Source organism: Flintibacter sp. P01028 (genome assembly GCF_041925235.1).
Classification (GTDB): Bacteria; Bacillota; Clostridia; order Oscillospirales; family Oscillospiraceae; genus Lawsonibacter; species Lawsonibacter aceti.
The window spans coordinates 99,672-112,685 of the sequence record NZ_JBHEVC010000006.1 but is presented as its reverse complement, the minus strand read 5'-3'; the positions used below and the strand labels follow the sequence as shown (position 1 = coordinate 112,685).

General features: G+C 54.4%; 14 protein-coding genes. 4 read left to right on the top strand and 10 right to left on the bottom strand.

Annotation, left to right across the window (positions count from 1 at the left end; translation table 11 throughout):
• Nucleotides 1–249: 249 nt before the first annotated feature.
• From ACEVJK_RS10800 to ACEVJK_RS10780, 5 genes are all read right to left on the bottom strand, one after another.
• Complete coding sequence (locus ACEVJK_RS10800; protein ID WP_004010383.1) at nucleotides 250–1,416, bottom strand: plasmid recombination protein; 1,167 nt, start codon at nucleotides 1,414–1,416, stop codon at nucleotides 250–252.
• Between the two features lie 467 nt (nucleotides 1,417–1,883).
• On the bottom strand, nucleotides 1,884–3,038 hold the full coding sequence (locus ACEVJK_RS10795) for a helicase RepA family protein (protein ID WP_031474225.1): 1,155 nt from the start codon (nucleotides 3,036–3,038) through the stop codon (nucleotides 1,884–1,886).
• Between the two features lie 3 nt (nucleotides 3,039–3,041).
• On the bottom strand, nucleotides 3,042–3,362 hold the full coding sequence (locus ACEVJK_RS10790) for a hypothetical protein (RefSeq protein WP_004010381.1): 321 nt from the start codon (nucleotides 3,360–3,362) through the stop codon (nucleotides 3,042–3,044).
• 3 nt (nucleotides 3,363–3,365) lie between these two features.
• On the bottom strand, nucleotides 3,366–4,442 hold the full coding sequence (locus tag ACEVJK_RS10785; protein ID WP_004010380.1) for a site-specific integrase: 1,077 nt from the start codon (nucleotides 4,440–4,442) through the stop codon (nucleotides 3,366–3,368).
• A 13-nt stretch (nucleotides 4,443–4,455) separates the two neighbouring features.
• Nucleotides 4,456–4,644 carry a hypothetical protein gene (locus ACEVJK_RS10780; protein ID WP_004010379.1) on the bottom strand — a complete coding sequence of 63 codons (189 nt, stop codon included), beginning with the start codon at nucleotides 4,642–4,644 and terminating at the stop codon, nucleotides 4,456–4,458.
• Between the two features lie 166 nt (nucleotides 4,645–4,810).
• On the opposite strand from ACEVJK_RS10780, the gene ACEVJK_RS10775 reads away from it, so the two are divergent.
• Nucleotides 4,811–5,368: a helix-turn-helix domain-containing protein gene (locus tag ACEVJK_RS10775; protein ID WP_004010378.1), complete on the top strand. Its 558-nt coding sequence runs from the start codon at nucleotides 4,811–4,813 to the stop codon at nucleotides 5,366–5,368.
• Between the two features lie 177 nt (nucleotides 5,369–5,545).
• Here the strand turns inward: ACEVJK_RS10775 and guaA are convergent, their stop codons facing one another.
• Nucleotides 5,546–6,835 carry a glutamine-hydrolyzing GMP synthase gene (gene guaA, locus ACEVJK_RS10770; RefSeq protein ID WP_340405556.1) on the bottom strand — a complete coding sequence of 430 codons (1,290 nt, stop codon included), beginning with the start codon at nucleotides 6,833–6,835 and terminating at the stop codon, nucleotides 5,546–5,548.
• A 216-nt stretch (nucleotides 6,836–7,051) separates the two neighbouring features.
• On the opposite strand from guaA, the gene ACEVJK_RS10765 reads away from it, so the two are divergent.
• A complete protein-coding gene (locus ACEVJK_RS10765; RefSeq protein WP_186853095.1) occupies nucleotides 7,052–7,681 on the top strand; it encodes an ECF transporter S component in 630 nt (209 codons plus the stop codon).
• Nucleotides 7,682–7,694: 13 nt separating this feature from the next.
• Nucleotides 7,695–8,657, top strand: a complete 963-nt coding sequence (locus tag ACEVJK_RS10760; RefSeq protein WP_340405554.1) for a P1 family peptidase — start codon at nucleotides 7,695–7,697, stop codon at nucleotides 8,655–8,657.
• Nucleotides 8,658–9,282: 625 nt separating this feature from the next.
• On the opposite strand, the gene ACEVJK_RS10755 is transcribed toward ACEVJK_RS10760, so the two are convergent.
• Nucleotides 9,283–9,447: a recombinase family protein gene (locus ACEVJK_RS10755; RefSeq protein WP_374740544.1), complete on the bottom strand. Its 165-nt coding sequence runs from the start codon at nucleotides 9,445–9,447 to the stop codon at nucleotides 9,283–9,285.
• A 450-nt stretch (nucleotides 9,448–9,897) separates the two neighbouring features.
• On the opposite strand from ACEVJK_RS10755, the gene ACEVJK_RS10750 reads away from it, so the two are divergent.
• Nucleotides 9,898–10,113 (top strand): integrase core domain-containing protein, encoded by a 216-nt coding sequence (locus ACEVJK_RS10750; RefSeq protein ID WP_374740543.1) that lies wholly within the window; start codon nucleotides 9,898–9,900, stop codon nucleotides 10,111–10,113.
• A 214-nt stretch (nucleotides 10,114–10,327) separates the two neighbouring features.
• On the opposite strand, the gene ACEVJK_RS10745 is transcribed toward ACEVJK_RS10750, so the two are convergent.
• Genes ACEVJK_RS10745 through ACEVJK_RS10735 form a run of 3 tightly spaced genes read right to left on the bottom strand, consistent with a single transcriptional unit; the run spans nucleotide 10,328 to nucleotide 13,003 of the window.
• Nucleotides 10,328–11,350, bottom strand: a complete 1,023-nt coding sequence (locus tag ACEVJK_RS10745) for a sugar kinase (protein WP_186852138.1) — start codon at nucleotides 11,348–11,350, stop codon at nucleotides 10,328–10,330.
• Between the two features lie 12 nt (nucleotides 11,351–11,362).
• Nucleotides 11,363–11,998, bottom strand: a complete 636-nt coding sequence (locus ACEVJK_RS10740; RefSeq protein WP_186852137.1) for a dihydroxyacetone kinase family protein — start codon at nucleotides 11,996–11,998, stop codon at nucleotides 11,363–11,365.
• 12 nt (nucleotides 11,999–12,010) lie between these two features.
• Nucleotides 12,011–13,003, bottom strand: a complete 993-nt coding sequence (locus ACEVJK_RS10735) for a dihydroxyacetone kinase subunit DhaK (RefSeq protein ID WP_374740542.1) — start codon at nucleotides 13,001–13,003, stop codon at nucleotides 12,011–12,013.
• Nucleotides 13,004–13,014 lie beyond the last annotated feature (11 nt).

The following is a 13,014-nucleotide window of genomic DNA, read 5'->3' as shown; positions in this document are numbered from 1 at the left end:
ACGATATTTACTAAAAAGGCAAAAGTATTCTTAAAATTGGGTACAAAAACCAAGCCCCTGCAAGGGGCAATCATTTTTGCGCCCATTATCAAATTTTATTTAAGAATACCTTGCCGCATATTTGATAGACTCCTCAAATCAGGATAATAGCAGTATATCATAGTACGCTCTAAAAAACAAGAAATCATTTTACCGATTCCACAAATAAAATCGGAGGGTATTCACTGGAATACCCTCCGGTTTTGGTGATTATCGTGCGTCTATCCGAATTTTTGACTTTGCGGCCCGTTTCCGTTCCTTTTCGGCATGTTCCTGCTGGTAAGCTGCCTCTAATATTCTGTCCACTTGTTCTGGGCCAAAGGCCCTTTTGACCCGCTCATAGTCAGCGGAGACTTGCCGCATGGCCTTGTTTTCCAACTTGACCTCCTGCAATCGATCAGACAGGCGGATGTTGCTCTCCCTCACCCGGCCATAGTCCCCTTGCAGACGCTCAAATTTCCCCCGCAGCTCCACATAGGCCAGATACAGGGAGCGCAGCACCTTGACGATTTGGGCCAGCAGGGGCTTTGCCTTTTTCTCTCGGTAGGCCCGGCCTGTTTCCAGCGTTCCCGGCTCCGGCAAAATCTCCTCCGGATTGGCGGAGAAATCCGCTGCCAACCGCTCCATATTTTTCACCGCCGGGGCAAGTTCTTTGAGCCGCCGTTCCTGGCTCTCCACCTGGTTTTCTTTCTCCGCCTTGACCGTCTCCAGAACGGCGATCTCCTTTGCCCGCTGCTCTTTCTTGTAGTCCAGCACAGACAAGTGCTTGTCGTGGGTGCCTTTGTCCTCCCACTCAATCCCGTGGCGCTCCATGACCAGGGAAAGCTGCTCCTTTTCCGAGCGCACCCACTGGCTCCACTCTGTGTCCCCTCTGGTGCCGCCCTGGAAACCCTGGGCCGCTAACGCCTGTTTCAAAGATACCCTCGTGTCCAGCCCTCGCTTGCTCCCGGTGGTGAATGGTACAAAGTCAATGTGCAGATGGGGCGTAGCCTCGTCCATGTGGAGGTGGGCAGAGAACACCCGGAGTTGGGGGTTGCGCTCTTGAAAGCCCTTCATGTACTCGTCCAAAACCGCTGCCGCAAGCTGTCCCTCCTCGCTGTCGGCGCTCATATCATCTCGATTGCCCACTTGCAGGATGATTTCATGGAACGGCTTTTCCTGCTTGCCGGAGCGGATCTTCTCATAGTAATCCTCTATCCTTCTGTCGGCCCTGGTTTGTTTAGCGTTGTACCGTTCCAGAGCCTCGTCAAAGAGTTCATGGTACACCGCCTTGATATTCTCCTGGCAGTAGGTTATATTCAAGTGGGAGCGTTCCGGGTCAGTGTTCTTGGCGTGGAATTTTCTACTGTTATGGTTCACCGATCCTTGGCCCACCATGGCGCTGATTGTCCTTTTCAAATCAATCCCTCCTCCCTTTTCCGCCGCGCAAGCGGCGAGCCTTTGTTACTTTCTGCGAAAGTAACGCAAAAGCACTTTTGACAGCCTGACGGCCATCAAAAGCGCATTTGCGCCCTACGGGGTGGTGTGGGGGCTTTGCCCCCGGCAACTGCGGTTGCCTCCCCCAGCAGGGCCGCCCTTTGAAAAGGGCACCCTGCACCCCGCCTAAACTTTGTCACTCGCCGTTGGGCAGGGTGGAAAGGCCAGGGGCCTTTCCACCGCCCGGCAAGTGTTTTCCGTGGGCCGAAAGTCAAGGGGTACGGGTTGTATTGACTTGCGGCAATCTCCACCCGCAGGTATGCCCCCCTTGACTTTCGCCCCCGCTCCCCGTGACAGCCGTGACGACCGTGACGATGTTTTACACACCGCCTCCGCACTCCGAAAAGCTGTCACAGCTGTCACGGTCGTCACGCCTGGGGTTCCTCCAACGTGAGCTTGATACTCCGCCCGGCATGGGTTCGGGCGCTTTCATAGTGGATGTGGTACTCATAGGACAGCCGCCACGCCCGGACATTCAGCCGCATAGCCAGGGCATTGGGTTTCATATCCAGCCCCAGGGCGGCGACAAGTTCCGTGGCCGTCCCTCTCCACTCTGGCCGTTCCGCCGTTACCAGGGCGGCAACAGCCTCCAACACCGGGTCAGGCGGCTCCTGCCGCAGCTCCGTTTCCCGCCGCTCCAGCTCCCACACAAGCCGTTCCTCGTCCCGCTTGAGGTAGAGGCGCTGGTCTTGCTGATCCCGCCCAGAAATGTCCAGGGTGGCGGCGTTGTCTGCCCGCCGCTCCTTTTGGAGCAGAAAGGCCCCGTCTGCCGCACCCAATAAGCCGTTGGTGCCGGAGATCATATCAAACTTATCATCGGCCTGCTGCTTGCGGGTGTGATGTACAACCAGGAGGCAAACCCCGCTTATATCGGCAAACCGTTTCAGTTTGGTGATTACCTCATAGTCGTTGGCATAGCTGTACTTCTCTGCCCCGGCCTCCCGGATTTTTTGCAGGGTGTCGATGATAATAAGCCGGGTGTCCGTGTGTTCCCGGACAAAGCCCTTTAGCTGCTCCTCCAGGCCACCGCCGAGCTGCTTAGCTCCGATGGCAAAGAACAGGTTTCCGGTACTCTCTACTCCAAACATCCGGTACAACCGCTCCTGTAAGCGACGGTGGTTGTCCTCCAGGGCCAGATAGAGGACTGTCCCCTGGCGCACCTCATACCCCCACAGGGAAAGGCCCATACTCACATGATAGGCAAGCTGGGCCATGAGAAAGGACTTGCCCACCTTGGGAGCGCCCACAAAGAGATATGTCCCCGCATAGAGCAGACCGTCTACCACAGGAGGTCTGCCGGGGTACACCTGTTCGTAGAGGTCATTCATAGACACGGTAGGCAGATAGGCCGGGTCATTGACCCGGCTTATCTGCCGCAGGATTTCCTCCAAATCTCTTTCCGGGGGCTTGTGTTCTGTCACGCCCTCTGCTATACTTTGGTTAGGTTTTTGTGAGAGCGACTGTCCCCCGTCTGCGCCAACAGGCGGATATGGGGCAGTCGTTTTCTCTTGCAATCTATCCATCTATCAATCCTCCCTCATGCCGTCCATGATGGCGGCGATCAGCCGGATGGTGTCCAGCAACTCCCCATCCACGCCATTCCCGGCCTCGATACGCTCCAGTTCTTCCAGAACGGCGGCCAGCTCGTTCCGCAGGGCCTTATACACCCTGGGGTTGCCCTGTACCACCACATCCCGGCACAGCAGCCGTCGGGTGATGTAGTCCTGTTTGGTAAGGCCGGAGAGCCGCACAGCGGTTTCAATTTCCCTGTCCTCATCCGGGGACACCCGGAAAGCCACAGTTTTGTTTCTCCAGCGGTTGTGTCGGTCAAGATTTTTCACTGACATGATTTAGGCCCCCTTTCGCTCCATGTCCAGTTTGTCCGCCATCTCCGCCTGCCGGGTGGGGAACAGGTGGGCGTAGCGGTAGGTAATATCAATGCTTTCATGTCCCACCCGGTCAGCGATTGCCAGGGCCGTAAAGCCCATGTCAATGAGCAGCGAAATGTGGGAGTGCCTCAGGTCGTGTATTCTGATCCGCTTTACCCCGGCCTCTTTCGCACCCCTGTCCATCTCCCGGTGGAGGTAGGATTTTGTCACCGTGAAAATGCGGTCGGTGGGCTTCACCCCATACAGGCTCTTGATATAGTCTCGCATTTCTTCACAGAGGAAAGCGGGCATTTGAATGACCCGGTTGCTCTTAGGGGTCTTGGGGTCGGTAATCACATCCTTGCCCTTAATCCGCTGGTAGGACTTGGAGATGGTGACGGTCTGTTTCTCAAAGTCGAAGTCGCCAGGAGTGAGGGCCAGCAGCTCCCCCTCCCGGACGCCGCACCAGTAGAGCATTTCAAAGGCGTAATAGGAAAGGGGCTTGTCCATCATGGCCTCGGCGAATTTCAGATACTCCGCCTTTGTCCAGAACAGCATTTCCCGTCCCTTTGGCTTTCCCATATTGCCCGCCTGGGCAGCGGGATTGACCTTTAGATTGTAGTGCCGTACCGCATGGTTGAACACGGCGCTCAACTGATTGTGCAGCGTTTTTAAGTACACCGGAGAGTAGGGCTTGCCGTTCTTGTCCCGGTAACCCAGCATTTCATTCTGCCAGGCGATGACCTCCTTGGAGTGAATGTCGCACATCTTCCGCTTGCCGAAGTACGGCACCAACTTCTTGTAGAGGATATGCTCTTTCGTCCCCCAGGTGTTTTCCTTGATACGGCCTTTCATGTCCGCCACATAGACAGCCACGAAGTTTTCAAAGGTCATTTCCAGGTCGGCGGTCTGTTGTTGCAGGAATGTCCGCTCCCACTCCAGAGCCTCCCGCTTGGTGGGAAAGCCCCGTTTCATTTTCTTTACTTTCTTGCCCGTCCAGTCCTCGTAGTAAAAGGACGCATACCATGTGCCCTTTGCCTTGTCTTTGTATGCCGGCATTGTGGTTCCCTCCTTATTGTCTGTCCCGCAGCCCATAGAATTTTTCCTCGAAGTAGCGCCTGCTTACCCGTCCGGGAATGGTGAGAAAGCCTTTTTTCTTCAGCTCCTCGTTCATCTCCCGCACCAGCTTGTAGGCGTAGGGCTTGGAAATGCCCAGCTCCCTGGCGACCTCCTCTGCTCTCACAAACAGCTCCTTTTCCATGGTCAGCACCTCCTTATTTTAGTTTCGCAAATATGTTAATGTCACCATCTTCATTATACATTAACATAAGTGTTAATGTCAAGAATTTATTTCGCATTTTTGTTAAAGATTATCTTGCATCTTTCGCTTTTTTGCGCTATACTATTGGCAAAGGCGGTGGGATATTATGACAGTCGGAGACAAGATAAAGAAAATCCGCACCTTTCGAGGCATGACACAAAAGGAATTGGGGCTTGCTATCGGCTTTGAGGAAAAGGGAGCGGACAACCGGATCGCCCAGTATGAGACGAATTACCGTGTTCCGAAACGGGAACTGCTGGACAAGATGGCCGAGGCGCTGCGGGTAGACCGCCAGAACTTCTACACCATCGCCCCCGGCTCTGCCGAGGACTTCATGCGGACATTCTTCTGGCTGGACGAGGACAGCCCTGGCGCTATCCGCCTGTTCCAACTTGTCCGCAATCCGGGCAGAGCAGGGGCCGCTGATGATACCGCTGTACGGTACAATGATAGCGATGACTGGCCCGCACACCCTCCCGTGGGTATGTACTTCCAGTATGGCCTTGTGGACGAGTTCATGCGGGAATGGCTTTTTCGTCAGCAGGAGTTACACGCCGGGGAGATCACCAGGGAAGAGTATTTTGAATGGAAACTCAACTGGCCCCATACCTGCGACGATGGCCTGGAAAGCGAATATTATATCCCTTGGCGGAAAAATAAATAAGACAAGCAAAAAAACCGCCCTGCTGAATTTGTCGTTCAGCAGGGCGGTTTTGCTTGTCCTTTTGGGATTTTTCTCTTGAGAATACCGGGCGGACACAAATAGTATCAATCCAGTATCAAGAGCAGTATGGACGGGCAAAAAAGCCTGTATTCATGCGGGTTTTCGCCGTTTCGAGCGTCATTCCCACTCTATGGTGCCAGTAGGCTTTGGTGTCAGGTCAAACAGCACTCGATTGACTCCCTTTACCTCGCTGGTAATGCGGGCTGTGATATGCTGGAGCAAGTCGAAGGGCACATTCTCCACTGTGGCGGTCATGGCGTCCACGGTATTGACAGCCCGGATAATGACGCACCACTCGTCGGCCCGCTTGTTCTCCCGGACGCCCACGCTCTTCAGGTCGGGAATGGCGGTAAAGTACTGCCATACCTTCCCCTCCAAGCCGTTTTTGGCGAACTCCTCCCGAAGAATGGCATCCGACTCCCGGACAGCCTCCAGGCGATCTCGAGTAATCGCGCCCAGGCAGCGCACTCCCAGGCCAGGACCGGGGAAGGGCTGGCGGTACACCATGGAATCGGGTAGGCCCAGAGCCTTACCACAGGCCCGCACCTCATCCTTGAACAGCATCTTTAGCGGCTCTACCAGCGCAAAGTTCAGATCCTCCGGCAGACCGCCCACGTTGTGGTGGCTCTTGACCGCCTTGACGGTTTTGGTTCCGCTCTCGATGATATCAGGGTAGATGGTCCCCTGACCCAGGAATTGGATACCCTCCAATTTTCGGGCCTCCTCCTCAAAGACGCGGATGAACTCCGCTCCAATGATCTTACGCTTCTGTTCCGGATCAGCTACCCCGGCCAGCTTGTCCAGGAAGCGGTCCACCGCGTCCACGTAGACCAGATTGGCGCCCAGTTCCTCACGGAAGACCTTGACCACCTGTTCGGGCTCCCCCTTACGCAGCAGGCCGTGGTTCACATGCACACAGGTGAGCTGTTTGCCGATGGCCTTAATGAGCAGAGCGGCCACCACAGAGGAGTCCACTCCTCCGGACAGGGCCAGCAGCACCTTTTTACCGCCCACCTGCTGGCGGATGAGCTCCACCTGGTCGGCAATAAAGTTCTCCATATTCCAGTTGGCTTCTGCCCCACAGATGGTAAAAATAAAGTTGGACAGAGCCTGCTTGCGTTCCTCTGCATTCTCCGGCCAAGGGGCATCTCCCTTGTGGTCTACCAGCAACGCAGGGATATCGCAGTTGTAGATGTCCTGGGACACGTCAATCTCCACACCATCCACCACCCGGTTGGGGCCCCCGTTCAGGATGATACCCTTGACATTGGGCAGGGCTCTCAGCTCGGCCAGCGTGATGTCGTGGGGGTGTATCTCACTGTACACGCCAAGGGCACGGATTTCACGGGCCAGTCTAGGATTTTCCTCACTGCCCAGATCCAGAATGACGATCATATCCTGTTTCATTGGCAAATGCCTCCTTATTTTTCTCTCTCAAATATCCTATCATGCCGCGTCCCTTCCCGCAAGAGTAAATCGTAAAAAGGTCCCTCGCCTCTTGCAAAAGAGTACAAAGTAGGGTATACTGCCCTTGGCATTCCAGCGTTCTTCTTGATATGAAGAACGCCCAAAAAATTGCGCTGCATCCGCAATATGGCGGAGCGGCAGCAGGAGGAACTGAATATGGAAAAGGCAAAAACCAATCTCACGTACCTGATCGAATTGGCCCTGCTCGTCGGGATCCTGCTGATGATGAACATTACAGGACTGGCGATGATCCCTCTACCTGGACAGTACGCGTCGATCATGACTGTACCAGTGGCTGTGGGCGCGATGATGCTTGGGCCTTTAGCTGGGGGAGTTCTGGGCGGTGTGATGGGCTGTATCAGCTTCTATACCGCCATCAAAACTGGGTTCAGCACCCTGTTCCTTGCGGGCTACACCGGCGGTATAGTGGTAGTTCTCAGCTTCATCAATACTATCATTCCTCGCATCCTGATGGGTATCTGCGTGGGCTGGGTATACCGGGCCGCCAGCAGACTGGACCGGGGAAACACGATTTCCTATTACATCGGCGGCATTGCGGCTCCGCTGCTGAACACCCTTTTCTACATGACGGTGCTGGTCCTGATCTTTTTGAACGCCCCCACCCTCCAAGCGCTTCTGGGCGAGGAGCTGATGGCTAAGTTCCAGGATAACATCCTGCTATTTGTGGCCGCCTACGTGGGGGTCCAGGCCCTGATCGAAGCCGCGCTGGGCTGCGTCATCAGTGGCTCTGTCTGTAAGGCTCTGCGCGTCGTGCTGAAACAGTGAAGGGGGAGAGGTCATGCAAGAGATCGGGATTATGGATGTGGGCGGCTTTCAGGTCGGTCACGCCCAAGATTTGGAGGGAGCCACTGGATGCACTGTCATCCTCTGCGACCGGATGAGCCCCGCCGGACTGGATGTCCGGGGCGGCGGCCCGGCCTCCCGCGAGTCCCAAATATTGAATCCTGTGGCTGCCGCCGAGGGGATCAACGCGGTACTGCTGTCCGGTGGCAGCGCCTTTGGTCTGGATGCCGCCGGCGGAGTCCAGCGGTATCTGGAGGAGCGAGGCATCGGCTTTGACACAGGGGTGGCCAAAGTCCCCCTGGTAAGTCAGTCTTGCCTGTTTGACCTGGGTGTTGGCAGCAAGGAGGTGCGGCCCACTGCGGACATGGCCTATCAGGCCTGTGAGAACGCCAGCCGGTCCGCCCCCGCCCTTGGGAATGTGGGCGCCGGCACCGGCTGCTCCATTGGAAAGTACCGTGGAATGGACAGGGCGATGAAATCAGGTTTCGGCACCTTTGCCCTTCAGGCCGGCCCTGTTAAGGTGGGCGCCCTGGTGGCGGTGAATGCGCTGGGTGATGTGTATAGCCCCGACGGAAAAGTGGTCGCCGGGCTGCTTGATAAGAAGAAATCAGGGCTGTCCTGCACCTTGGATGAGCTGTTTTCCGATGCTTCTCCAACCGGGAATCTGTTTACTGGCAATACTACGTTAGGCATTATCGTCACCAACGCACAATTTTCCAAAACCCCTCTGACCAAGATTGCTGGTATGGCCCACAACGGCTATGCCAGGGCCATTCGCCCGGTTCACACCACCGCTGACGGAGACAGCATCTATGCTCTCTCCGTGGGCTCTGTTCCGGGTGACGTCAATCTGGTGGGTGCCCTGGCCGCTCAGGCCATGGAGATGGCGATCCTTCGAGCTGTCCAGACGGCGAAATCCGCCTATGGACTGATTGGTTTGTCTGACCTTTCCCACTGACCATGGGGCCTCCCTTCTGTATTTCCACCAGGGAAATGGCTCTTTTAGGAGAGGATTGCCGCTATTCCCAGAGATATAAGTTTTTTGAGAGTAAGTAAGCACGGCTGAAGTCTGTCGAGTGGAAAGCGCAGCAGGAACAGGACAAAGCGAAAAAGGACTAACGTACAAGGCGGGAACATCATTTTAATGGTGTTCCCATTTTTTCATAAAGCAGTATTTTTTTGAATAATAGTATTTATTTAGGATTTTCAAAAATTATAATGTTTAATAAAGATAGCTCAATAAAATTTTCTAAAACGCTCCAGCGCAATACCAATGCATAATAATCCCCTTTGACTATCGGAAATATCGCCCATTTCTTGTTCCAACATCTGTTTACGGCTGCGAAAATCTTTCGCATATTCAAAAAATACCTGTCCGGCAAAGGTTCGCCATGGGATTTCATTGTTTTCCAGCTTGTATTCTATATAGCCATCGGAAGAGAACTTATTCTCCAGTAAATGGAATCCCCATGTAATATTTGATGTTTATATTATTATCTATCTGATATAGATCCAATTGTCCTTCATTACATACCTGTTTATGTTCCAAAAAATTCTGTACATAGGTCTTTTGTAGTTTCACACTACCTGTATATTTTTCGTTTTTCAGAATCTTTCCGTTCCTTGTCTCCTTGCGGAGATGGGATATCCATTTCTTTCAGTCTAAGGGATATCTTTGAAAGACTTTCTCCCTTACGGGCCATATCATAAATGAGCCGAATGATTTGCGCCTCCTCTTCATTGATCACGAGTCAGCCGTCTTTGTCATGAGTGTACCCATAACAGATTCTTTGATAATACCTGGACTCTGGGGTCCCCAATGCTTTTCTCAGCCCCCCATTTGATATCTCCGCTTTTGGAACGGCCTTCTTGCTGCGCTCTAGCGCAGATCACTGTCAGAAGAAACTCCGAGCTTTCGTAGAGAAAATGAATTTCCTCCAGCCCAAAATAAATGTCAGCCTTTCGCCTGTGTCCTGCTTCCGATGCCGGAAAAATGCCGGCGAATGTCCAATGAAGGATTCGCTTAATCCATTCCTCATAGTATTGTTCCTGTAAGAATAAACAGGTTCGTTGTTCTAAGCCGTTCGTACTGATGCGGCAGTATACTGCCACCTTTGGCTGTGTTGGTGTGAGTATGAGATCATTCGGCGGTATTATTCTGACAGGCCCCATGACTTTCCTATCAAAGTCCACGCTGCATGAGAATGACTTTTCGCCCTGTTTCTACGACTTTTTTCTTGGCGGAGAACATCAAAGATAATTTCCTCATGATGACCATTTATGACTGTTTCAAGGAAGATTTTAAACAATGCCTTGCATCTCTCATCGAGTTTTACAACACACAGAGGCCACATCGCACATTGAAAAACCGAACGCCCTGTCAGATGGAAGATACGTTCATGAGCGACAAATAAAGAGAGCAGCTTGCTGACATAACGGGGGTTCAAATCTCGCCATTTAGACGTTTTGCGTTTTTATTTTACTCGATTTATATGATTGGTAAGAGTGGCACTCCGCATAAGAATGCCAGAACCCCTTGCCGAAAGAGGTTCTGGCATAAAACACCCCCAACTGATCGAAACCATGACAAGCATTTGTTCAGATCGGATGGGGGTGTTCATTCGCAGTTTACCGTTGTACACGGCCGGAGCCGTCTCCGCCCACCAGGCGCTCGACCTCGTCAGCGGTGGACAGGTTGAAGTCCAGCTCAATGGTCTGCTTGAGACAGGATGCGGCGGCGGCATATTCAATAGTCTCCTGGGGGCCGTAGTCGTTCATGATTCCGTAGAGCAGACCAGCGGTGAAGGAATCTCCGCCCCCCACCCGGTCTACTAGGTGGATCATGTACTGCTTGGAGAAGTAGGGCTTACCGTTTGTATACAGCATTGCGCTCCACTCATTGTCCGAGGCACTGATGCTGCGCCGCAGGGTGACGGCTACCATCTTGGTTCCGTAGGTCTGGCAGATCTGCTCCGCCACATCTATGTAGCCCTCCCGGTTGAGCTTGCCCTGGGTCACATCAGTATCACGGGCCTTAATGCCCAACACCTTCTCTGCATCCTCCTCGTTGGCCACCAGCACGTCGATGTAGGGCATCAGCTGGACCATGCACGCATTGGCCTCAGCCTCAGTCCACAGATTTTTGCGGTAATTCAGGTCACAGCTGACGGTCAGTCCCATCTCCTTGGCCTTTCTACACGCCTTGATACACACCGAGGGGATGGTTTTACTCAAGGCGGGGGTGATGCCCGTCATGTGGAAATGGGTGGCCCCGGCAAAAATATCTTCCCAGTCAAAATCCTCATAGGCGCAGGTGGCGATAGAGGTATATTTGCGGTCATAGACGATCTTGGAGGGGCGTTGGGATGCCCCCTTCTCCGCATAAAACACACCCATCCGCTCCCCGCCGTAGGCGATATGGCTGGTCCCCACATTGAACTTGCGCAGCTCCGCCACACCGCAGGCGGCAATATCGTTGTCAGGCAGCCGAGTCACGAATTCCGTGTCCATCCCCATCATCGCCAGGGAGACGCACACGTTGGCCTCCGCACCAGTATAATTGATCTGGAAGTGGTCCGCCTGGATAAAGCGCAGATACCCCTCTGGATTGAGACGGAGCAGATAATCTCCGAAGCCTACCATTTTCTTCATTGTGATCTCTCCTTATTTCTGGATACCGTTATACAGGCCCTGAACGAGCAGCATCCCGGCAGTGGCGCCCTGGTCCTCAGTTCCCAGGGCCTTGGCCGCAAAGACGGCGGCCTTGCCGTATTTGGGCGTCATCTCTTTGGTGGACTCCAGGCCCCGCTTTGCCCCCTCCAGGGCCGCAGCGGCGGTGTCCTCCAATCCGCTTCCAGATGTGGCCGCCTGCTCCGCCGCATCGGCAGCCGGGAAGATGGCGTCCAGCACAGTGCGCTCTCCGGGGACACACTTGCCCCGCTTGGCAATTCCATCCGCGAAGCCACGCAGGAATGCCGCAAAGGCGGAGGCGTCCACCTCTTCCTTCCCTATCAGGCGCTTACCGCCCTCCATCCATCCGGAGGACATCAGTGTACCCATGGTAGAAGGAACTACGCTGGACATCTTCATGCCGGCCTTAGACAAGCGCTTGCCCATGTCTGCTTCCTCCAAGCCAGCATAAATCTCCGGCAGGGCACAGTAGCCTTTCTTCATGGTCAGGCCCAGGTCCCCGTCGCCCATGCGGGCGTCCATCTCGCACAGGTGGTCTGCCTGCTCGGTCATTATCTGAGCTACCGCCTCCATAACAGCGGTCCAATCCTTCGCTTGAATGACTTTCATGGTCGACGCTCCTTACTTCTGGCAGTAGAAGGGGGTGCTGACGGGCATATCCAGCATGGCCTTAGTCTCGCTGTCCACCTTCATGATGGAGATGGACGCCCCCATCATCTCCATGGAAGTAGCGAACTCGCCCACAAAGGTGCGGTAGATGGAGATGCCTTTGTCCTCCAGCTGCTGGGAAACGCTGTTGGACAGAATGTACAGCTCCTCAATAGAGGTGGCGCCCAGGCCGTTGATGAGCAGGGCGACCTCATCGCCGGAGGCAAGGGGCATATCCTTCAGCAGGGTGTCCAGAGATTCAGCGGCCAGCTCGTCGGCCGTCTTGATGGGGCCGTTCCACACGCCGGGCTCTCCGTGGATACCCATGCCCATGGCCATCTCGTTCTCGCCCAGGGTGAAGTTGGAGTGACCCACCTCAGGAATGACACAGGGGGTCAGGGCAAAGCCCACAGTACGGGTGTTGTCCTTGGCCTTCTGGGCCGCAGCCAGCACCTCGTCCAGAGTGCCCATCTGGGCGGCCTTGGCGCCGGCGCACTTGTACATAAAGAAGATGCCGGCCACACCCCGGCGGGCGACCGGATCGGCGTTGGAGTTGACGTCGTCCGCGCCCACAATGGAAGCAGTCTTGATATCCTCCAGGTCGCACATCTCGGCGGCCATGTCAAAATTCATGATATCACCGGTATAGTTGCCATAGAGGTACAGGATGCCGCCGCCGTTATTGACCTCTTTGCTGATCTCAAAAATCTGCTCGGCGCTAGGTGACTGGAACACGCTGCCTACAGCGCAGCCGTCCAACAGGTTCTCCCCCACATAGCCCAGGAACAGGGGCAGGTGGCCAGTGCCGCCACCAGTGATGATGGAAACCTTACCGGGAACCTTTTTCTTTGTGCAGTAGCAGCGCAGATCGTTATTGACATATCCCACCTGGTCGCTGTGGGCACGGTAGATACCCTTGAGCATATCGTCGGTGTACTGGGCGGGATCGTTGATGATCTTTTTCATGGAACAGACCT